This is a genomic window from Pseudarthrobacter sp. As-47 (genome assembly GCF_058215595.1).
Map to the genome: position 1 here is coordinate 4022983 of NZ_CM177088.1, position 19964 is coordinate 4042946.

Below are 19964 nucleotides of genomic sequence, written 5' to 3' on the forward strand. Positions count from 1 at the left end.
CGCAGGGGGCCGCCCGTCGGCACGCGTCAGGTCAGGAGGCGGAACGTGCTTCCCGGACCAGCTCGGCACAGCGTTCGCCGATCATCATGGTGGTGATGTTGGGGTTCACGGTGGTCAGCTCCGGCATGACGGACGCGTCAGCCACCCTCAGCCCGGTGACCCCCTTGACGCGCAGTTCGGGATCCAGCGGTGACATCCCGTCGTCGGCCGCGCCCATCCGGACCGTCCCGGCGGGGTGGTACACGGTGTTGTGGGTCTTCCGGATGTAGTCGGTGATCTCCTCATCGGTCTGGATGTCCGGGCCGGGGTACAGCTCGGTTCCCACCCAGTCAGCCAGCGCCGGCTGCGCGGCAATTTCGCGGGCCTTGCGGATGCCGGCGATCATCACACGCATGTCGTGGCCGTCCGCGTCGGTGAAGTAGCGGGGGTCCACCCTGGGCTTGTCCCGGAAGTCCTTGCTGCGCAGTTTCACGGTTCCTCGACTGCGGGCATGCGTGACGTTGGGCGTGAGGCAGAAGCCGTTCTCCGTGGTGGGGAAACCCTGCCGCAGCGTGTGCATGTCGAACGGCACCGAGCCGTAGTGGAACATCAGGTCGGGCCGGTCCAGGCCTTCCTCCGTGGCGGTGAAAATGCCGGCCTCCCACCACTGCGTGGACGTCTCCGTCATGGGCTGCCTGGCCTCCCACTGGATGACACCCTCGGGGTGGTCCTGCAGGTGCTCGCCGACCCCCGGTGAGTCCACGCGGACAGGGATGCCGAATTCCTCCAGCTGGGCGGCCGGGCCGATGCCCGAAAGCATCAGCAGCTTGGGGGAATCGATGGCTCCGGTGGAAACGATCACCTCGGCCCGCGCCGTGAGCTCATGCGTCCTGGCGAATCCGTTGTCCACCACTGCGACGCCGGTGCAGCGGTTGGCGGCGTCGAAGGTGAGTTCCTTGGCGCGCAGCCCGGTCAGGAGCGTGAAGTTCCCGCGGTCCATGATCGGGTGGATGTAGGACACCGAGCTGGAGGAGCGGGTACCGTCCGCGCGGCGGTTGATCTGGAAGAATCCAGCACCGTTAATCACCGTTTCCCCGGTGTTGAACTGCGCCTTCGGAATGCCGGACTGTTCGCAGGCTTCCAGCATGGCCCGGCCCGTAGGGTCCGACGCCGGGACGTTCATCAGGTGCACCGGTCCGCTGTCGCCGTGGTGAGGTGCGTCGGGGCCGGCGTCCTCGTTGGTTTCCAGCTGCTTGAACAGACGGAAGGCCAGGTCCGAGTTCCACCCGGTGGCGCCGAACTTCTGCTCCCACTCGTCGATGTCCTCGCGGGGCGCCCAGAACGCGATGCAGGAGTTGTGGCTGGAGCAGCCGCCCATGACCCTGGCCCGGGCGTGGCGCATGAAGGAGTTGCCGTTTTCCTGCTCCTCGATGGGGTAGTCCCAGTCGTAGCCGGATTCCAGCAGCTCCATCCAGCGGTCCAGCTGCAGGATCTCGGGAAGGTTCCGGTCATCGGGCCCGGCTTCCACCAGGGCCACCTCCACGGCCGGGTCCTCGCTCAGGCGTGACGCCACGGCGGCCCCGGCGGAGCCGCCGCCGATCACGATGTAGTCGAATTCCGTCTTTGCTGCCATGTGCCTTAGTTCCTCCCTGCAGGTGCGGCGGCGTGGTCCGCGAACCAGCCGGTCACCTGCGGATCGATGTTCTGGTAGACGTGCTTGGCTTCCTGGTACTCGGCCAGGCCCGTGGGCCCCAGTTCACGGCCGACGCCGGACTGGCCGAACCCGCCCCATTCCGCCTGCGGCAGGTAGGGGTGGAAATCGTTGATCCAGATGGTCCCGTGGCGCAATGCCCGGGCCACACGCTGGGACTTGCCGGCGTCCTGGGACCAGACGGCACCGGCCAGGCCGTAGTGGGTGTCGTTGCCCAGTTTTACGGCTTCCGCCTCGGAGGTGAAGGTTTCCACGGTGACCACGGGGCCGAAGGCCTCGTCCACCACCACGGACATGCCGCTCTTGACCTGGTCCAGGACGGTGGGCAGGTAGTAGAAGCCCTTCTCGAGTTCGCCTTCGCCCCACGCACCGCCGCAGCGCAGCCGGGCGCCCTCGGCAATGCCCTTCTCGACGTAAGCGGTGACCTTGTCGCGGTGGGCGGCGGAAATCAGCGGGCCGGTCTCGGCGTCCGGGTCGAACGGGCCGCCGAGGCGGATCTGCTGCGCGCGGCGCACCAGTTCATCCACGAACCTCTCCGCGATGGACTCCTCCACAATCAGCCGGGCGCCGGCCGAGCAGACCTGGCCGGAATGGACGAACGCGGCGTTGAGGGCGTTGTCCAGGGCGGCGTCGAAATTGGCGTCCGCGAAGACGATGTTGGGGTTCTTGCCGCCCAGCTCCAGCGCCACCTTCTTGACCGACGCTGCCGCCGAGGCGGCGATGGCCTTGCCGGTTTCCAGGCCGCCGGTGAAGGACACCAGGTCCACCTCCGGATGGCCGGAAAGGACGGGGCCCACGGTCCTGCCGTCGCCCAGCACAAGGTTCGCGACGCCGTCGGGCAGTCCCAGCTCCGCAAGGACCTCCATCATCAGGATGGAGGTGTGCGGGGTCAGCTCGCTGGGCTTGAGGACGAAGCTGCAGCCCGCGGCGAGCGCAGGGGCGATCTTCCAGGCGGCCTGCAGCAGCGGGTAGTTCCACGGGGCGATCAGCGAGCACACGCCAACGGGCTCGTATTCGATCCGGCTCACCACCGTGGCGCTGCCGGCATCCACCACGCGGCCTGAATCCTGGCCGGCAAGCTTGCCGAAGTACTCAAAGCAGTTGGCGATGTCGTCCATGTCGATCTCGCTTTCCACCAGGCGCTTGCCGGTGTCCAGCGTCTCGGCACGGGCAAACTCGTCCTTGCGCTCCCGCAGCCGGGTGGCGACGCTGACCAGGAAGGTGCCCCGCTCCAGGGCTGATTTCCCGGACCACTCGCCGCAGTCGAAGGCAGCCCTCGCCGCCTCCACGGCACGGTCCGCATCCGCGGCGGTCCCCTCCGAGACAGACCCCACGAGTCCGCCGTCGGCCGGGCAATGGATGTCCCGGGTGCCGCCGTCGGACGCTGCGGTCCAGCTCCCGCCGATGTAAAGCGTTGCCTTGCTCATTTCGTTTCCTCCTGCATGTCGAAGTCGGATTCCCAGTTGTCTTTTGCCACCTGGTCCTCAACCAGGACGGTGTTTCCGGGGGCTGCACGGTTCAGGTGCAGGAATTCAAGGTGCTGTTCGTAGTGGTCCAGGACGTCCGTGATGACCTGTTCCTTGGTGTAGCCCATGAGGTCGTAGCCGTAGCTGCCCTCCTGGGAGAACACCTCCATGCGGTAGTAGTGGTCGTCCGGATCAGCTCTGCGCGTGGCATAGCTGGGCGTCTCGTACTGCACCGGGTAGATCTGGTATTTGAAGGCCCGCTCCTCGCCCATGGGCAGCTGCAGGTCGATGCTGCGGATGCCGCAGGGCTCCACGGTGGTGACGGTCAGCGCGGTCTCCGCACCCTGTGCTTTGAGTTCGGCTTCAACTTCCTGCAGTGCCGGGACGGCCACCGTTTCAGCGAACCGGATGGTCTGCCTCCGCCCTGGGTAGCTCATGGCGCGGCTGAGCCGTTGCCGCCAGGTGCGTCCTCCGCGCAGGTCGCTGGAGCGGCCCGTGATGATGCCGGGCAGGCTGGCGCGGTAGCTGTCGTTGAGCGAGTTCTCCACCCGGAGGGCCTTGTAGAGGCCCAGCATGATGAACACCAGCAGCAGGGACAGCGGAAGGCCCATGACGATCGTGGCATTCTGCAGCGTGGTGACCCCGCCGACCGTGAGCATGGCCAGGGTCAGCAGCCCGGTGGCCACAGCCCAGAACACGCGCATCCACTCAGGGCCGTCGGAGTCCGCGTCCTTCAGGTGTGAGGTGAAGTTGGACATCACCAGGGCGCCGGAGTCCGCCGATGTCACATAGAACAGCAGGCCCGTGAATGTTGCTACCGCCGCTGTGAGGGGGACAGCCGGGTACTCAGCCAGGAGGCTGTAGAAGCCACGTTCCGGATGGCTCATGGCAGCGTCGCCGAAGGCCATGTTGCCGCCCATGACCAGGTCGAGGCTGGAGTTTCCGAAGATGGAGATCCACAGCACGATGAAGAGGAAGGGGACCGTCATGGTGCCCAGCACGAACTGCCGGATGGTGCGGCCGCGGGAGATGCGGGCCAGGAACAGGCCCACGAAGGGCGCCCACGCAATCCACCATGCCCAGAAGAACAGGGTCCACGCGTTCATCCACTCTGTGGGCTTGTCATAGGCAAACGTATCCAGGGTCATGGCGGGGAAACGGCTCACCACGTCACCGATGTTCTGGACGATCCCGTCCAGCAGGAAGTTCGTCTTGCCGGTGGCGAGGATGAACAGCATCAGGGCCACGGCCAGGATCACGTTGAGTTCCGAAAGCCGCCGGATGCCCTTTTCCACGCCGGACACCACGGACACAGTGGCCATCACCACGGACAGGGCGATCAGGCCGATCTGCACGGCAAGGTTCTCCGGGATGCCGAACATGAAGTTGAGCCCGTAGTTGAGCTGCACGACGCCGATGCCCAGTGAGGTGGCGATGCCAAAGATGGTGCCGAGCAGCGCGGCGATATCCACCGCATGCCCCATCGGGCCTTCGATCTTCTTCCCGAAGATGGGGTACAGCGCGGACCTGATGCTCAGCGGCAGGTTGTGGCGGTAGGAGAAGTAGCCCAGCGCCAGTCCCATCAGGGCGTACAGGGCCCAGCCCGTGATGCCGTAGTGGAACAGCGTCCATACGAGAGCCTGCCGGGCGGCCTCGGCGGTTCCGCCTTCCCCTTGCGGGGGCGCCAGGTACTGGCTGACGGGTTCGGAAACGGAGAAGAACATCAGGTCGATGCCGATTCCGGCCGCGAACAGCATGGCCGCCCAGGTGAACATTCCGAACTGCGGTTTGGAATGGTCCGGGCCCAGCTTGGTCCTGCCCACACGGGATACTGCGGCGAACAGGACGAAGACCACTACCGCGGTGACGATCAGGAAGTAGTACCAGCCCATGTTGGTGGACACCCAGCCCACCATGGATCCGATCACGGCTTCTGCGTTGTCCTTGGCAACAATGGCCCACACGGCGATGCCGAGCACCCCGAAAGCGGAGCCGAAGAACACGGCTTTGTTCACCCGGGTGGTGGCTTCGGGGCCGGCGTCGGCGGCCGGGGAGTTCTTCCCGCCCGGTGGTTGCTGCGACTGTGGATCAGCGTTTTTTACTCCCGCGGTGGCCGCGGGTGGCGTTGCGTTGTGGCTCATCGTGTCCCATTCCAGTTTTGAGGCTGTGGTGCGGACGACGTCGGCTAATTGGCTTTCGGACACCGCCGAAAGACCCCAGCCCGCACCATGAGTGACTGTGGCTTGGTTTTCGACGCTACCAAGCCGTTTCCCGAAGGGCCGACTTTTATGAGTCCGGTCACTAGTCCAGACTGAAGCCCATGGACTCACTCATTCACGACCTCCGTGACATCACCATCCGCCGGATTTCGGTCAGCGAGATGGACAACAACGTGTACCTGCTGACTGCCAAAGCCAGCGGCGAACAGGTGCTGATCGACGCAGCGGACGATGCGCCGGCCATCCGGCAGCTGCTGGCAGACAGTGCCGCGGACACGTCCGCGGCCCCGCGGTTGGGATTGGTCGCCACCACGCACCAGCACTGGGACCATGTCCGGGCGTTGAAGGAGCTCGTGGAGGCCACCGGCGCCCCCACCGCTGCAGGAACGGACGACGCCGGCGCGCTGCCGGTTGCGGTGGACCGGAACTTGGAGCACGGGGATACGGTCGCCGTGGACGGGTTTTCGCTGACGGCGGTCCACCTGCGCGGTCACACGCCCGGCTCGATTGCCTTTGTTTATGAGGCACCGGAAGGACCCGTGCACATCTTCTCCGGTGATTCGCTGTTCCCCGGGGGTGTGGGCAACACCCAGAAGGACCCGGAGCGGTTCAACCAGCTCCTCACCGATGTGAGCGAGCGGCTGTTCGGGGCCTACCCGGATGACACCGTGGTGCACCCGGGCCATGGCAAGCCGACAACGCTGGGGGCCGAACGGCCCCACCTCGACGAGTGGCGTGCCCGCGGCTGGTAGCCGTTAAACGCATCGAGTGCTCCGTAGTTGTCTTTATGACGCGTCTAAAGGACAACTACGGAGCACTCGATGGGGGAACTAGTGGGGATTAGCGGCTGCGCCGTTCGTTGGACGCCGGGGCCGATGCGCGGCGGGGACCGCTGCGGGCGGGACGGCCGGAACCGCCGCCGTTGCCGGCGTAGGATCCGCCGGAGGTGCCGCCGGTGTTGGAGGACCAGACGGCCTTGTTGCCGCCGCCGGCCGAAGCTGCACCGGCGGAGCGGGCGCCACCGGTCCGGGCACCTGCACCTGCTGCTGCACGCTGGCCCGTTGCGGGGCGACCGCTGCGCTGGCCGCCGGAAGCAGCCGGGCGCCCTGAGGAAGCCGGGCGGCCGGTGCCGCCACGCGGGGCGTCACTGCGGGTGACGCGTGACTCTGCACGCCCGTCCGAACCGCGGCCAGCCGATGCACGGCCACCTGACGCGGGGACGTCGTTGCGGTGCGTGGAGGCCGTGCCGCGTCCGCGGTTGTTGCGGCGGGCAGCTGCTGCCGCCACTGCGCGGTCCTCGTTCTGCTCAGCTACCCGGTCGAAAGCTGCCCGGGCTTCGGTCCGGCCTTCAAAAGCGACGGCACGGCGCTCGGCGCGGGGAAGGTCGGTGCGGGTGGGCTCAGCCGAAACCCGGCCGCGTCCACCGCGTCCGCCACGTCCACCTGCAGTGGGTGCGGCCTGGCGGCGGGCCCGCTTGCGCTCGGCGTTGGCACCGGTGGAGGTGCCGCCGCCCTGCTGTGCGGCCTTCTTGGCCAGCAGCGCTGCGCGGGTGCGCGGATCGATCTTCTCGGCCATTTCGCCCACCAGTTCTGCAACCAGCGGGGAGCTCGCGGTGACGCGCTCGAAGTTGACCTCGACGCCGGCGGCCTTCATCAGCTTCTTGACGTCGGTCTGCTGCTCCGGGAGGGTCAGCGTGACCACGGTGCCGTCGGAACCGGCGCGGGCGGTACGGCCCGAGCGGTGCAGGTACGCCTTGTGCTCGGTGGGCGGGTCGACGTGGATGACCAGTTCGACGTCGTCCACGTGCACGCCGCGGGCTGCGACGTCCGTGGCCACCAGGACGCGGACGTCACCGGAGGAGAACTCGGCCAGGTTGCGGTCGCGGGCGTTCTGCGACAGGTTGCCGTGCAGATCGACGGCGGGGATGCCGGCGTCGGTCAGGGTCTTGGCGAGCTTGCGGGCGTGGTGCTTGGTCCGCATGAAAAGTACGCGGCGGCCTGCACCGGAGGCAAGCTCAACGATCAGCTGCTTCTTGACGGTCTGGTCGTTGACCACCAGCACGTGGTGCTCCATGGTGGTGACCGCGGCCTGCGGATCGTCCACGGAGTGGGTCAGCGGGTTGGACAGGTAGCGCTGGACGATCTTGTCCACGCCGTTGTCCAGTGTTGCGGAGAAGAGCAGGCGCTGGCCCTGGCTGGGGGTCATGTCCATGAGCTTCTTCACCACGGGCAGGAAGCCGAGGTCGGCCATGTGGTCCGCCTCGTCCAGGACCGTGATCTCCACGGCCTCAAGGGTGAGGACGCGCTGGCGGATCAGGTCCTCCAGGCGGCCGGGGCAGGCGATGACGATGTCGACGCCGGCACGCAGCGCCTTTTCCTGGCGCGTCTGGGAGATGCCGCCGTAGATCACGGTGGTGTTCAGGCCGGCGGCCTTGGCCAGCGGCTCGATGGTGGCGTTGATCTGGGTTGCCAGCTCACGGGTGGGCGCCAGGACCAGGCCCATGGGGCGTCCGGGCTTGCGGAAGTGCTTGGCTTCCCGCTCAGCGAGTCTTGCTACAAGCGGGATGGCGAAAGCGATGGTTTTACCGGATCCGGTCCGGCCGCGGCCCAGGACGTCACGCCCGGACAGCGTGTCCGGGAGGGTCTTGACCTGGATGGGGAACGGTTCAACGATTCCCTGTGCGGTGAGGGTGTCTGCAAGGGCCTTGGGTGTACCGAGGGCAGAAAAAGTAGTCATGTATTTATACGGTCTTTCAGGCGGTATCCAGGCGGATATCGGCCCCCGATGCCGGTTGGACCAGGGGTTCGCCGAAGAAAAGTCAGGTGATCAACCGGGCCGCTGCAAATTTTGGCAGTCAGCCGGGACCAAATGGAACGCGTTCATCGACGCAGGATGTGCCTCTCACATGAAAAAAGCCCAGTCCCTGGCTGGAGGTATACCTCCGAACAGGAAAACCTGGGCATCACTGCACATCAAGTTCCACCAGTCTAGCATCCCGCCGCCGGCAGGTTTCCCCAGTCCCTCCCCGTTGCCTTGAATGGCGGCGCGGGGCAGGCTTGGGGCATGAGCGAAAACGCGGCCCACCAGCATGACACGCAGCATCACCCGCACGACGGCGGCGCCGGCCTTTCCGGCGGCACGCTTGCCGGGGGCGCGGCGATAGGCGGCCCAGCGGACGCAGCTGCCACCTGGGATGAGCGGTACCGGAGCAAACCCCAGATGTGGAGCGGCAAACCCAACCCGCAACTGGTCCGGGAAGCCGGGGGCCTGCGGCCGGGAAAGGCACTGGACCTGGGCTGCGGTGAGGGCGCGGATGCCATCTGGCTCGCCCAGCAGGGCTGGACCGTCACCGCCGTCGACGTTTCCGCGGTGGCGCTGGACCGGGCCCGCTCGCACGAGAAGGCGGCACTCGCCCGGGAAAGCGTCCATGCCGCGGATGGCGCCATCGCGAGCCGGATCACCTGGCAGCAGGCGGACCTGGAGCAGTGGCAGCCCGGGGCGTCCTTCGACCTGGTGACAGCGCAGTTCCTGCATTCCCAGGAGCTCGCCTGGCAGGGGCCGCTGCGCACGGCCGCGTCAGCGGTCAAGCCCGGCGGCACGCTGCTGGTGGTGGGCCACCACCCGGACCGGCTGCCGCCGTGGGGCGGTGCCGGGCACCACCACCGGGGAATGTTCTACACCGGCGATGAGCTGGTCCAGGAACTGGGACTTGCCGGACCAGGGTGGCAGCTGGAGGTCCAGACCAGCCGGGAGCGGCCGGTGACGGGGCCGGAGGGCCAGCAGGCAACCATCGCCGACGTCGTGGTGCGCGCAACCCGGCTCCCCTGACCCCCGATGGAGTTTTGTCCGGACATGCAGGCTTCCGAGGCCTCACCCCTGCCTTGACAAAAACTCAGGGGGTTTTGGCGGCGGCGACCCGGGGCGCCACGGCGGCTGCGGCGGCGGCAAGCACGGCGGCAAGGCCAAAGACCCCGGCGAAGGAACCCGCCGTCGTCGTAAACGCCGCGAAGACAATGCCCGTGGTGGCGAGCGCCAGCGCCCCGCCCAGGGAATCCGCAATGGACATGGCGGAGCTGTTGAAGCCCTCGTTCTCCTTGGTGGACAGTGCCAGGGTCATCACGCTGAGCCGCGGATACAGCAGCCCCATGCCGCCGCCGGCGGAGATCCAGCCTGCTATGGCGACTCCGGCCGGCCAATTGAGCGCTGCCGTTGCCAGGGCCAGGACCACCGCTCCGAGGACCATCAGCGCCCCGATGCCCACGGCGCGGCGGTGCGGCAGTCTGGCACCCAGCCTCCCCTGGACGGCTGAGGCGCCTGCCCAGGACAGTGCCCCGGCGGTGAGGGTCAGGCCCGCGAGGGTGGGTGGGAAGGCGTACTGCTCGATCAGCAGGTAGGGCAGGTAGACCTCCGCGCCGAAGAACCCGGCGGAGGCGAGCCCGCGGGTAAGGATGACGCTGGGCAGGCCGCGCCGGGCAGTGAGGGTGCCCCGGGGAACCAGCGGCCGGACTGCCAGCAGCGCCACAACTACAGCGAAGACGGCCAGGCCGCCTGCGGCTGCGGGGATGCCGGGAACGCGCACCTGGGCGGACAGGTTGAGCCCGAGCACCGCGGCGGCGGCCAGCGCTGCCCACGCCAGCCGGCCCATCGCCCACGGCGTGGCGGGCTGCCCGGCGGGTTTGCTGTCCAGCCTTTTGAGAACGGGAGCGATCATCAGCAGCGCCGGGATCACCAGTCCCACCACGCCCAGGAACACCCAGTGCCAGCTGAAGACCTGCGCCACGACGCCGGCCGCGAACGGGCCCACGAGCGACGGAATCACCCACGCTGCGGAGAACGCCGCGAAGATCTTTGGGTGCAGCGCGCCGGGGTAGATGCGGGCCACCAGCACGTACAGCGAGACGGTCAGGGCTCCCCCGCCGAGGCCCTGCACCAGGCGGCCTGCCACGAGCGCCGGCATCGATGCAGCGGTTCCCGCGATCAGCAGTCCCAGCACAAACAACGCGACGGAGGTGTAGAGCGGGGCCGTGGGTCCGCGCCGGTCGGACCAGTTTCCGGCGGCAACCATGCCGATCACCCCGGTGGCCAGCGGACCGGCGAAGGCGAGGGCGTAGAGGGCCGCGCCGTCGAGTTCGCGGCTGACGAGGGGCATGATGGTGGTGACGGCAAGGGATTCAAACGCTGCCAGGAACACCAGGGCGCACGTGCCCACGGTCACCCAGAGGTACGGGCCGGCAAGGATTCCCGACGCCGGACGGGTGGCTGGAACCACGGAATCCTGCACCTTGTCCCTCAGCTGACGTACCTGTTGCGGCCGGCGCGGTACCCGAAGACCGCGGCCAGCAGGCCGACCACCAGGAACAGGACTCCGGCAGCGGTGAAGGACCCGGTGGCCTGATGCAGCTGGCCCACCATCAGCGTCCCGGTGGAGCCCAGCCCGTAGCCCACGCCCTGCATCATGCCGGACAGGTGCGCCGCAGTGTGCCCGTCGCGGGTGCGGAGCATGATCATGGTGAGTGCGACGGCGGTGAGGCTTCCCTGGCCAAGGCCCAGCAGCCCCGCCCACACCCAGACCAGGTCAAGGGGACCGAAGATGCTCAGGGCGAAGCCGCCGCCGGTCATCAGGGCGACCACGGTGTTGATGGCACGCTGGTCCCGGAACCTGGCTGCGAGCGCCGGGGCAAACAGTGAGCCGAGCATCTGCAGCACGATGCACACGGAGACGATCAGCCCGGCCGTGGCTCCGTCCACGCCCCGTTCCCGCAGGATCGGGGCCAGCCAGGCAAAGACGCTGAAGGACATCATGGCCTGCAGCACCATGAAGATGGTCACTTGCCAGGCCACCGCGGAGCGCCACACGTTGACGCCGTCCCTGACAGCCTGGTGCCGGATGCGGGGCTGGCGGAGTGCCACCGGCAGCAAGAGCAAAAGTACGACGGCGGCAGGCGCGGCCCAGAACCACAGCGCCAGGGTCCACTCCCCCGAGGCCGTGTACACCGGGTAGGTGAAGCCCGCCCCGAGTGCCGCCGAGGCGCAGATGGCCGTGGTGTAGAGCCCTCCCATCAAGCCCAGCCGGTGCGGGAAGTCCCGCTTGACCAGCCCGGGCAGCAGGACGTTGCACAGGGCGATGGCGGCTCCGCATGCGGCTGTCCCGGCGAGCAGCCCGGGCAGGTGGCTGGCTCCCGGCAGCTCAACGGGGCGGAGCAGCAGCCCGGCCGTGAGGACGGCCATGGCGCCGAGGAGCACCCGCTCAGCGCCGAACCGCCTGGCGAGGACCGGGGCAAGCGGCGCGAACACTCCCAGCAGGGTGACGGGCACCGTGGTCAGCACCACCACGGCCCAGCCGGGGAGTGCGGCCTGGGCCGTCACCTCAGGCAGGACCGCCGAGAAGCTGGAGAAGACTGTGCGCAGGTTCAGTCCTATCAGGACCAGGCAGAGCCCCAGGTAGGCGAGCTGCCGGCGGCTCCCAACGTGGGTGGGCCCGGGTACGGGCGACTCATCAACCTCGGCATCCACCAGGATGCCTGCCGGCTCACTCGCCGCAGGTTCATCAGTCCGCTGCTTCCTTGCCCCGGCGTTCGTCGCTTCCCTCACCCGCCCATTCTTGCAGGACTTGTTTCCCCGGTTATCCACATAGAACCTGGGCGCCTCCCGCCCCGCGGATCCGGACCATACCTTGGAAGACATGAGCAATACCCGCCCACCCGGCCCAAGCACTCCGATTCCAGATTCAGCGCCTCCACCCGGGATCACCCGTTCTGCCACGTCCAGCCTGATGCTTGCAGTGATAGCCCCGGCAAGCATCTATCTCACCTTCCCCGTCGCGCTCATCGCACTCATGGGAGCCGCTGATTCCGGACGGCACACTTTGTCGTCTTGGCTGGCCCCCTTAATCTTCTGGAGCCTTCCCATGCCCATTGGGGTCCTCTCCGTCTCCCTGGCCCTTTCCACCATCAGGAAGTTTGGGCCCGAGTCCGAAAACGGGCGCCTGGCGGTGAAGTCGTTGTGGATTTCCGGCATTGTTTCGATTGTCGGTTTCTTCGTCACTCTGCGTTTCATGCACGGAATGCGCTATTTCTGAAGCATCCACCCGCTCCGGAATCACGTACGGCGTCCACGCATGGCCTCCTGCTGCTTTTATTCATCCGCGCCTGCCCGCCGCTATTCTGGAAGGGATGAGCGAATCCCCAGAAAACCCCCAGCAGCCGCATGTTCCGAGGCCCGTCACGCCCGGAACACAGGCTTCCTTCGGCACGTATGGCGGACGGCCGGTGAGCTTTGTCCGCCGCGGCACGCGCCTGCAGGGCCGGCGGCAGGCGGCCTGGGAGGAGCATGCGGAACGGTGGGCTGTGGACGTCCCGCGGCACGTTGCCAACACCTCCGTCCACCCGGATTACACCTTCGACGCCGAAGCGGAGTTTGGCCGAACGGCTCCCCTGATTGTGGAAATCGGCTCCGGCCTGGGCGATGCCGTGTGCCATGCCGCCGAACAGAACCCGGACACGGATTTCCTGGCGGTGGAGGTCTACACCCCGGGCCTGGCCAACACCATCATAAAGATCAACAGCCGCGGACTCAGCAACGTCCGGGTGGTTGAGGCCAATGCCCCGGAGGTTCTGGCCACCATGCTCCCGCCCGGATCCGTCAGTGAGCTCTGGGTCTTTTTCCCCGACCCCTGGCACAAGTCCCGGCACCACAAGCGCCGCCTCATCCAGCCCGAGTTCGCGGACCTTGCGGCGAGGGCGCTGAAACCGGGCGGGCTGTGGCGCATTGCCACCGACTGGTCGAACTACGCCGTCCACGTCCGCGACGTCCTGGCGGACTCCAAAGACTTCGAAAACCTCCACACCGGCGAGCGCCGCGGGCCGGAAAGCCCCCTGACGCAGGTATGGCAGTCCGGCGTCGAGTCCGTGGTGGGCGGGGCCCCGGTCAGGGAAGGCCGGGCTCCCGTCAGCACTGCGCACACCGGACCCAACGAAGGCATCGACGAAACGGGCGGCTGGGCACCCCGCTTCGAAGGAAGGATCCGGACCAGCTTCGAGGCAAAAGCCCACGAGGCCGGGCGGCTGATCTTCGACCTCTGCTACCGCCGGCGCTGACCAGCGCTGGGGACAGGGAGCGGCCAGCGACCGGGTCAGGCCACGCTGATGGCGGCCACAATCTCCTTCAGCATCCCGAGCCTCGGTTCAATGGACGGGTCCGTAGAGGGCCAGATGACCACCACTCCGATGAACCGCCCGTTCTCCCAGACGCCCACTGTCGCTGCAACCTTCGCCGAACCCCCGGCGTCGTTGTAACCCACCACCACGGCGTACGCAGCTTTCCCCGGAAGGTTCAGTTCGCCCTCGGCCAGGAGGGAACCATCCCGTTCTTCCCGGTAGAACTCGGACATCAGGTGCGCCCACCCGTTCGCCTGCGGGGCACCCTGCACGGAGGCATCGTCCTTGATGACGGTCACCAGGACGTCGCCCAGGAGTCCGTACTGCTCTGTGTTGGGCCCGGCGGTGGAATCTTCCAGGACCTGGGTGTGCTCGGGAAATTCTGCGGTGAACCCCAGCGGGGATTCGATGTGCACTGACATGGGTCACAGCCTCTCGAGCTTGGTGTCGTTGGGCACCTTATAGTACGTGGACACGTTGGTGGTGGCCTGGTGTTCGGTCTTGACCTCCACCTCGCCCACCTTCACGTCAAGTCCCGCCTCGTGGGAGGCGGTGACAACACTGTTGACCTGGACGGTGGCAGACCCGGCCTCGTAGAGCTTCGCCGCGTCCCGGGCCGCGCCGTAGTCGTTGCCCAGGGCGACGTTCCGCAGATAGCTGTCGATGACGTCCCTGTTCTCCGGGGTGTAGTCGACGTTGATCTTCACGGTGCCCTGGCTGCCCACGCTGACGGATGATTCCACCTTGGCCGCCTTGACGTCCGTGCCTGCCGTGACGCCCTGCGCTACAGTTCCGTCCATTGACACCGTCACCGAATCGATGTTGCTGTCCTTGTCCAGGCTGACCTGCAGGCCGCCCTTGCCGGACGCTTCGAACACCCGGCCGTCCAGGTTGAGCTTGCCCTGCGCAGAGACCTCGCCGCCCGCCGTCGCGGTCCCGTCCGTGAGGTTCCGTTCGTAGGCCAGGTCCAGCTTCGCGGAGCCGGAGCCGGCGCCTGCCTCCCCCTCTGCTTCAAGGGACAGGGTTCCCTTCGCCTTGTCCGTCTGGCCTGTGGAGCCGTTGTCGCCCGCGGCCTCGTTGATGGTGTCCAGGATGTAGCCCGGCGGGTTGCCGGCCACATCCTTGATCTCGCCCACGCTGTCCGGCGGCAGGTCCCGGTACATCTGTTCCCGGGCCTCCATGGCCTCCTCCACGCTTCCGAACGTGTACTCGCGCGAAACCTCGCCGCTGAGCGTGACTCCCGCAGCGCCGGTGGTGTCATTCACCCCCAGGCCCATGTTCCCGTACACCTTCATGGTGGCGGAGCCGTCAGCGTTCTCCACCACCTCGGTGCCCACTTCCGCGCCGCCGTGGACCCAGGCGACGCGGGCTTCAATGGAAGCCGTGCCGGTCTCGGAGTAGACGGGGATGTCCGCCTTGGCCAGCTCCTGGAGGTGCTGCCTGGCCTGCTCCTGCACGGAGGCGGGGATCCCGCCGTCCATGCGCATGAGGTCCCGGGCAAACGGGCCGGCGTCATTGCCGCCTTCGATCAGGTACTGCCGGTCAGCTGCGGACAGGCTGTCCCACCAGGCGGCCTGCTCTTCCGGGCTTGCCTCCAGCATGCGCTCCAGGTCCGACTGCAGCTCCCGGCGGTGTCCAGCGGCTGCTGCTGCGGCGGCTGCCTGTTCCCGCAGCCAGTCCCGCGCCTGGTCAGCCAGTGACGTGATCCGGTCCCAGGCACTGTTCCCGCCGGTCCCGGCCGGGGACGATGACGATGATTTCTCCTGTTCCTCGGCATGCTGCAGCAGGATCCTGGAGTTCTCCCGCAGGCTGGACACCACCTTTTCCAGGCCTGGGCGGTGGTTTCCGCTCCACTCCTGCCGGAACCGGTCACCGTCGCTGCCCTTCCACGGCGCCGACTGGATCTGGCTGTGCAGTGAGCTTGCCTGGGTGCTCAGCGATGACGCCGCCCTGTCGGCGGCCTTGGCCAGGGCCCGCAGCTGGCTGACGTCAGCGCCGTAAAAAGTCATGGTGTTCCCCCGGGAGAAGTTCGCGGTGCGTGTTTAATCGCTGGTCCATATCGTTGCACGGCTGCCACGGCGGGGCGATGGGCATCCCTCCCCATCGCCCCGTGCCATAGGCAACCGGGCGCGGCCTGGCATGGGCGCAACCGCCGCGGCCAGGCCACAGGGGCGGCCACTGTTCCAGTACCGTCCGGGCGTGGCACGATTGCCCTAGTGTGCAGGGGCGCACACCGGACGAGCACGTGCACAAAGGAACCGCCATCAAAAGAGAACTGAAGCAGGCCGCCGACGCGGCGGAGAATGTCACCAATTCGCGGACGCTGGAACTGCTGGCCAGGGCCGGGTTTGCGGCCAGCGGGATCCTGCACCTGCTGGTGGGGGCAATCGCCATCCGGCTGGCGTTTGGCGGTACCGGGAACGCGGACTTCAGCGGCGCGGTGGCGGAGCTTGCCACCCAGCCGGCCGGGCCGTTCCTCCTCTGGGCAAGTTTCGCGGCGTGCGCTGCACTGGCGCTGTGGCAGGTCAGCGATGCCATTTTCGACTACAACCACCTGCCCACCAAGGAAAAGGCCGGAAAGAAGGCCAAGGCAGGCGCCCAGGCGCTGGTGTTCGCCGGGCTCGCCCTGACCCTGATGTCCTTTGCCACGGGAACGGGCTCCGGCGGGGACAACCAGAAGACCGCCAGCGACCTGACCATTGCGGTCATGAAGGCTCCCGGCGGCGTGGCCCTGCTGGTCCTCCTCGGTGTGGGCATCGCGGTGACCGGGGTGGTGTACGGCATCCGCGGGGTGAAGAAGTCCTTCGAGAAACACCTGGTCATGCCCGCATCCCCCTCGGCGCGGACCGCTGTGACCGTCCTCGGCGTCACCGGGTACGTGGCCAAGGGAACGGTGCTGCTGCTGACGGGCCTGCTGATCGCCATCGCCACCCTGCAGGCGCACCCGGAGGACTCAACCGGGCTCGACGGCGGGCTGCGGGCACTGCGCGACCAGCCCTTCGGCATCTACCTCCTGGCCGCGGTGGGTGCCGGACTGATCTGTTACGGCGTGTTCATGATGGTGCGGGCCAAGCTGGCCAAAATGAACCGCTAAACCGGTAGCGCCAGGAGAATCAGGGGACGGTCACCACGGCCACGGCGCGCTGCGTGCCGTCCCGCAGTTCCACGCTGGAGATGCTCCCCAGCTGGACGGGCGTGGCCCCCGTGATCCTGACCCTGCCGCTGGGAGTGGCCGTCCAGGCGCAGGCACGGTCCTCGCCGCCCGTCCGGTCGCGGACCCACAGAGACAGCGTCCCGTCCTGCGGCAGGCTGCTTCCGTTCACGGCCAGCTCGGTTCCCCAGGTCTTCCGGGCGAGGTCGATGCTGAACTGGAGGCCGCCGGCAGACTGCACCGAGTAGGTGGCGTCCGGCTGCGGCGGCCGGGCCAGGAGCGGACCCGCGGCCAAGCCCAGTGCCAGGCACGCGGCGGCGGCCGCGCCCGCCAGCGCGGTCCACCGCCGTCGTAATGTCCGACGGCGGCGGGCCAGCTTACGCAGCAGCGGCGCGGGATCAGAGGAGGGCAGCGGGTCCGCCGCTCCCGGTGCCACCGTCAGCGCAACAGCGTCCGGCACCGGAAGGGCGTCCAGCATCATGGGAACCTTCTCCATGCCGGCAAGCTCCTTCCGGCATTGTCCGCACTCCTGCAAGTGGGTCTCAAAGGCCTGCAGGTCCGCCGCGTCGAGTCCGCCCAGCAGGTAGGCGCCGAGCAGGTGGTGGGTTTCGGCGCTGTTCACCGTTCCACCCCCATCTCGTCCAGGATGGTCCGCAGCGCCCGCACGGCGTAGTAGGCGCGGGATTTGACGGTGCCGCTGGGGATGTTGAGCTGGACGGCGGCCTCGTTCACGGTGAACCTGCGGTAGTGCAGCGCCACCAGGACGTCCCGGTGTTCCTTGCTCAGCCGCAGCAGCGCCTCCTCGACCAGCACGCGGTTGAGCAGCTCGTCCACTCTCTCCGGAACAGCGGCGGGTTCTGTCAGGCCGCTTTCCAGGGTTTCGGCGGGTCGGCGCCGGGCCCTGCGGTAGTTGTCGATCATGATGTTCCTGGCCGTCCGGTACAGGTAGCTGCGGAGGCTGCCCGTGATCTCGGGGGTGTGCTGCCATACGCGGAGCACCGTTTCCTGCACCACGTCCTCGGCAAGCTGGGGGTCGTGGGAGGCGCTGAGCACAAAGCGGCGCAGGGCTGCGCCGTGGTCGCGGTAGATGGACGCCACCACGTCCTCATCCAGCGGCATGCCGTCCCTCCTGCCGGGCTTCTGCACCACATTCCTGCTTACCACCGTAAAGACGCCGCCCGCGGCCGGAAGGTTCAACCGCCGGCGGCCGTCTGTGTGAACCATTGTTCACCCCGGTACGTCGTAAGGGTTAGCGTCCGGCGGTCCGACGCCGGGCCCACCAGCAAGGAGCAACGCCATGAAACTCAACGTGGGCGCAGGACTCGCCGTCCTGGCCCTTTCCGCGGCACTGGCTGCCTGCGGCGGCAGCACGGGAACGGCACCGGCAACCACCAGCCCGGCCGTCACGGAAGGTTCACCGCCGGCCTCTGCAACAGCCCCCGCCGCGTCCGTCACCCCGCCGTCCGCAACGTCCGCCCCGCCGGCAAGTGCCGCCGTCGACCTTAAGACGGCTTCCTCAAGCGCCGGGGACATTGTGGTGGCCGCCAACGGGATGAGCGTGTATTTCTTCACGAAGGACGTGAAGGACTCCGGGACCAGTGCCTGCACGGACGCCTGCCTGGCAGCGTGGCCCCCGGTCACCACCGCCGCTGAGACGCCCCAGGTGGAAGGTGTCACCGGGACCGTCGGCACCATCACGACGCCGGACGGCGCGAGGCAGGTGACGCTGAACGGACTGCCGGTGTACTACTTCGCCAAGGACACGAAGCCCGGCGACATCCTGGGCCATGGCGTGAACGGCGTCTGGTATCTGGCGGATCCGTCCGGCGAAATGATCAGGATGGGTGCATCCGGCTACTGAGCCGGCCTTCCGGTACCCGGCCCTGCCGTCCAGTGCGCAGGCGTCACGGGAGCGGAACGGACGGAAGGTTCCCGGGCAGCGGAACCTGCGACGGGACCGGCACTTCCGGCGCCTTGTCCAGCCCGTCGGCAACGTGCCCGGGCACATTTTCGGGCACAGTTCCTGACGCGGGGACATCGCCGGGCTTGCCCGGGGTTACCGGCTGACCGGCAGGCGTCTCCGGCGCAACTGCACCGTCCGACGGCGGGGCGGCGGCCGGTTGCGTGGCTTCGGCGGGGTCCCCGGGAACCGAGGCGGGGCCGCCAGGCGCAGTGCCGGCCGGTGCGGTTCCGGCTGGAGCGGTTCCGGCGGGTGCCGTGGGCAGCGGTGCGGCCGGCTGTTCGCCCTGGTGACCGGCCGGGGAAGCGCCACTACCCGTCACGAAGGACGTGATGGTGTGGTTCAGCTGCGTGAGCGAGTCACGGATCCCCTGGTCCGAGGCTGCGGCAACAGCCCCACCGGCACCCAGCGAGACCGCCACGGAGAGGGTGGTGAGGGCAATCCGGCGCTTGGCCCTGCGGCGGGCGGCCAGTTCGTCAACCCGCGGTGACTCTTGGGGGGCGGCGGGACCTGGTGCGGCGGGTGCGGCCGCTCCGGCAGGGGCCATCAGCGCCGCAATCGCGGCGGAAGGCTCGGGCGCGATGTCCGCGAGCGCACGAAGCTCCAGCAGGGCAGGGCGGAGGCGGCCGTCGTCGTCCATGCCTGCCTCAAGCAGCAGCTCGTCGACAAAGGCGTCGCTGCGGGTTCCTGCGGTGTCACTCATGATTCGCCTGGTTTCTCTGGAGCGTTTGTGCCTTGAGGTTGTGAAGGGCCCTGCGCTGGAGCTGTTTGATGGCTCCGGGGCTTTTGCCCATAATTTGGGCAACCTGTTCGATGGACAGATCGGCCACCACGCGGAGGGCCAGCACTTCCTGGTGTTCCTCGCTGAGTCCGTCCAGCAGGGCCACGGCCCCGCCGTTGAGTTCAACCGCGTGGTCCTCCGCGGACGGCGTGGTCCTGGCATCCTGGTGTGGATCGTACGGGCTGAGCTGGGGCCTGCGCTCCAGCCGGCGGTAGTAATCCACCATCCGTGCGTGGGCAATGGAGAAGAGCAGGGACTTGGCGCCCTGGAGTCCCCCGGTAAGTTCGCTGATTTTAGGGTAGAACGCCAGGAACACGTCCTGGGTGACTGCTTCCGGATCGTCCACGCCACGGGCTTTGAGGTATCCCTGCACGGGGCCGGCGAAGGACCGGTAGGCAGCGCCGAAGAGCACAGCCGGGTCTGTTCCGGCCGCGCTCTCGAATATGTCGATCTCTTCTTGGGCCAAAGTGCTGAGCACCAGCGGCTCCTCCATCCCAGGACGCGGGGTGCGGCTGTACGGTTTCCGGAAGGGACAGCCTGT

Annotated in this window: 18 protein-coding genes; 6 read left to right on the forward strand and 12 right to left on the reverse strand. The window is 67.7% G+C overall.

Features of this window, described 5'->3' with window-relative positions:
• Positions 1–31 precede the first annotated feature (31 nt).
• From AC4BCK_RS18665 to betT, 3 genes are read right to left on the reverse strand one after another with little or no spacing between them, the layout of a single operon-like run.
• Entirely contained in the window at positions 32–1612 is a 1581-nt protein-coding gene (locus AC4BCK_RS18665; RefSeq protein WP_400591695.1) for a GMC family oxidoreductase, read from the reverse strand.
• Between the two features lie 5 nt (positions 1613–1617).
• Complete coding sequence (locus AC4BCK_RS18670; protein ID WP_174175207.1) at positions 1618–3117, reverse strand: aldehyde dehydrogenase family protein; 1500 nt, start codon at positions 3115–3117, stop codon at positions 1618–1620.
• Complete coding sequence (betT, locus tag AC4BCK_RS18675) at positions 3114–5297, reverse strand: choline BCCT transporter BetT (protein WP_251420287.1); 2184 nt, start codon at positions 5295–5297, stop codon at positions 3114–3116. Before betT ends, AC4BCK_RS18670 begins: the two co-directional genes overlap by 4 nt.
• A 179-nt stretch (positions 5298–5476) precedes the next feature.
• Between betT and AC4BCK_RS18680 the strand changes: the two genes are divergently transcribed.
• Positions 5477–6127, forward strand: a complete 651-nt coding sequence (locus tag AC4BCK_RS18680) for an MBL fold metallo-hydrolase (protein ID WP_364319247.1) — start codon at positions 5477–5479, stop codon at positions 6125–6127.
• A gap of 88 nt (positions 6128–6215) precedes the next feature.
• Here AC4BCK_RS18680 and AC4BCK_RS18685 read toward each other — a convergent pair whose 3' ends face one another.
• Complete coding sequence (locus AC4BCK_RS18685; RefSeq protein WP_490566328.1) at positions 6216–8111, reverse strand: DEAD/DEAH box helicase; 1896 nt, start codon at positions 8109–8111, stop codon at positions 6216–6218.
• A gap of 327 nt (positions 8112–8438) precedes the next feature.
• Between AC4BCK_RS18685 and AC4BCK_RS18690 the strand changes: the two genes are divergently transcribed.
• Complete coding sequence (locus AC4BCK_RS18690) at positions 8439–9203, forward strand: class I SAM-dependent methyltransferase (RefSeq protein WP_174175213.1); 765 nt, start codon at positions 8439–8441, stop codon at positions 9201–9203.
• A 64-nt stretch (positions 9204–9267) separates the two neighbouring features.
• Here AC4BCK_RS18690 and AC4BCK_RS18695 read toward each other — a convergent pair whose 3' ends face one another.
• Together AC4BCK_RS18695 and AC4BCK_RS18700 are read right to left on the reverse strand one after the other, a co-directional pair.
• On the reverse strand, positions 9268–10656 hold the full coding sequence (locus AC4BCK_RS18695; RefSeq protein WP_400513076.1) for an MFS transporter: 1389 nt from the start codon (positions 10654–10656) through the stop codon (positions 9268–9270).
• 8 nt (positions 10657–10664) lie between these two features.
• A complete protein-coding gene (locus AC4BCK_RS18700; protein WP_400513074.1) occupies positions 10665–11966 on the reverse strand; it encodes an MFS transporter in 1302 nt (433 codons plus the stop codon).
• A 91-nt stretch (positions 11967–12057) separates the two neighbouring features.
• Here AC4BCK_RS18700 and AC4BCK_RS18705 point away from each other — a divergent pair, with 91 nt between their 5' ends.
• A complete protein-coding gene (locus AC4BCK_RS18705) occupies positions 12058–12453 on the forward strand; it encodes a hypothetical protein (RefSeq protein ID WP_174175219.1) in 396 nt (131 codons plus the stop codon).
• Positions 12454–12547: 94 nt separating this feature from the next.
• Positions 12548–13471, forward strand: a complete 924-nt coding sequence (gene trmB / locus AC4BCK_RS18710; RefSeq protein ID WP_174175221.1) for a tRNA (guanosine(46)-N7)-methyltransferase TrmB — start codon at positions 12548–12550, stop codon at positions 13469–13471.
• A 35-nt stretch (positions 13472–13506) separates the two neighbouring features.
• Here trmB and AC4BCK_RS18715 read toward each other — a convergent pair whose 3' ends face one another.
• Both AC4BCK_RS18715 and AC4BCK_RS18720 read right to left on the reverse strand, forming a co-directional pair.
• Entirely contained in the window at positions 13507–13953 is a 447-nt protein-coding gene (locus AC4BCK_RS18715; protein WP_363957017.1) for a hypothetical protein, read from the reverse strand.
• Positions 13954–13956: 3 nt separating this feature from the next.
• Entirely contained in the window at positions 13957–15540 is a 1584-nt protein-coding gene (locus AC4BCK_RS18720; protein ID WP_364319233.1) for a hypothetical protein, read from the reverse strand.
• A 236-nt stretch (positions 15541–15776) separates the two neighbouring features.
• Here AC4BCK_RS18720 and AC4BCK_RS18725 point away from each other — a divergent pair, with 236 nt between their 5' ends.
• Complete coding sequence (locus AC4BCK_RS18725) at positions 15777–16625, forward strand: DUF1206 domain-containing protein (protein ID WP_251420277.1); 849 nt, start codon at positions 15777–15779, stop codon at positions 16623–16625.
• A 19-nt stretch (positions 16626–16644) separates the two neighbouring features.
• Here AC4BCK_RS18725 and AC4BCK_RS18730 read toward each other — a convergent pair whose 3' ends face one another.
• Together AC4BCK_RS18730 and AC4BCK_RS18735 are read right to left on the reverse strand one after the other, a co-directional pair.
• Positions 16645–17304 (reverse strand): zf-HC2 domain-containing protein, encoded by a 660-nt coding sequence (locus tag AC4BCK_RS18730; protein ID WP_400513072.1) that lies wholly within the window; start codon positions 17302–17304, stop codon positions 16645–16647.
• On the reverse strand, positions 17301–17801 hold the full coding sequence (locus tag AC4BCK_RS18735) for a sigma-70 family RNA polymerase sigma factor (protein ID WP_104186485.1): 501 nt from the start codon (positions 17799–17801) through the stop codon (positions 17301–17303). The genes AC4BCK_RS18730 and AC4BCK_RS18735 overlap by 4 nt, the downstream gene beginning before the upstream one ends.
• 178 nt (positions 17802–17979) lie before the next feature.
• On the opposite strand from AC4BCK_RS18735, the gene AC4BCK_RS18740 reads away from it, so the two are divergent.
• Positions 17980–18543 carry a COG4315 family predicted lipoprotein gene (locus AC4BCK_RS18740; protein ID WP_400513070.1) on the forward strand — a complete coding sequence of 188 codons (564 nt, stop codon included), beginning with the start codon at positions 17980–17982 and terminating at the stop codon, positions 18541–18543.
• A 43-nt stretch (positions 18544–18586) separates the two neighbouring features.
• On the opposite strand, the gene AC4BCK_RS18745 is transcribed toward AC4BCK_RS18740, so the two are convergent.
• Positions 18587–19345: a hypothetical protein gene (locus tag AC4BCK_RS18745; protein ID WP_400513067.1), complete on the reverse strand. Its 759-nt coding sequence runs from the start codon at positions 19343–19345 to the stop codon at positions 18587–18589.
• The gene (locus AC4BCK_RS18750; RefSeq protein WP_400513066.1) at positions 19338–19916 is read right to left on the reverse strand and encodes an RNA polymerase sigma factor; all 579 of its coding nucleotides are present in this window, start codon (positions 19914–19916) and stop codon (positions 19338–19340) included. Before AC4BCK_RS18750 ends, AC4BCK_RS18745 begins: the two co-directional genes overlap by 8 nt.
• Positions 19917–19964: the final 48 nt, after the last annotated feature.

Excerpts from the sequence above, each read along its gene's own strand:
- AC4BCK_RS18670 (WP_174175207.1), bottom strand. The coding sequence starts at position 3,117 with ATGAGCAAGGCAACGCTTTACATCGGCGGGAGCTGGACCGCAGCGTCC.
- betT (WP_251420287.1), bottom strand. The coding sequence starts at position 5,297 with ATGAGCCACAACGCAACGCCACCCGCGGCCACCGCGGGAGTAAAAAAC.
- AC4BCK_RS18720 (WP_364319233.1), bottom strand. The coding sequence starts at position 15,540 with ATGACTTTTTACGGCGCTGACGTCAGCCAGCTGCGGGCCCTGGCCAAG.
- AC4BCK_RS18685 (WP_490566328.1), bottom strand. The coding sequence starts at position 8,111 with ATGACTACTTTTTCTGCCCTCGGTACACCCAAGGCCCTTGCAGACACC.
- AC4BCK_RS18665 (WP_400591695.1), bottom strand. The coding sequence starts at position 1,612 with ATGGCAGCAAAGACGGAATTCGACTACATCGTGATCGGCGGCGGCTCC.
- AC4BCK_RS18740 (WP_400513070.1), top strand. The coding sequence starts at position 17,980 with ATGAAACTCAACGTGGGCGCAGGACTCGCCGTCCTGGCCCTTTCCGCG.
- AC4BCK_RS18745 (WP_400513067.1), bottom strand. The coding sequence starts at position 19,345 with ATGAGTGACACCGCAGGAACCCGCAGCGACGCCTTTGTCGACGAGCTG.
- AC4BCK_RS18715 (WP_363957017.1), bottom strand. The coding sequence starts at position 13,953 with ATGTCAGTGCACATCGAATCCCCGCTGGGGTTCACCGCAGAATTTCCC.
- AC4BCK_RS18750 (WP_400513066.1), bottom strand. The coding sequence starts at position 19,916 with ATGGAGGAGCCGCTGGTGCTCAGCACTTTGGCCCAAGAAGAGATCGAC.
- AC4BCK_RS18680 (WP_364319247.1), top strand. The coding sequence starts at position 5,477 with ATGGACTCACTCATTCACGACCTCCGTGACATCACCATCCGCCGGATT.
- AC4BCK_RS18690 (WP_174175213.1), top strand. The coding sequence starts at position 8,439 with ATGAGCGAAAACGCGGCCCACCAGCATGACACGCAGCATCACCCGCAC.
- AC4BCK_RS18705 (WP_174175219.1), top strand. The coding sequence starts at position 12,058 with ATGAGCAATACCCGCCCACCCGGCCCAAGCACTCCGATTCCAGATTCA.
- AC4BCK_RS18735 (WP_104186485.1), bottom strand. The coding sequence starts at position 17,801 with ATGCCGCTGGATGAGGACGTGGTGGCGTCCATCTACCGCGACCACGGC.
- trmB (WP_174175221.1), top strand. The coding sequence starts at position 12,548 with ATGAGCGAATCCCCAGAAAACCCCCAGCAGCCGCATGTTCCGAGGCCC.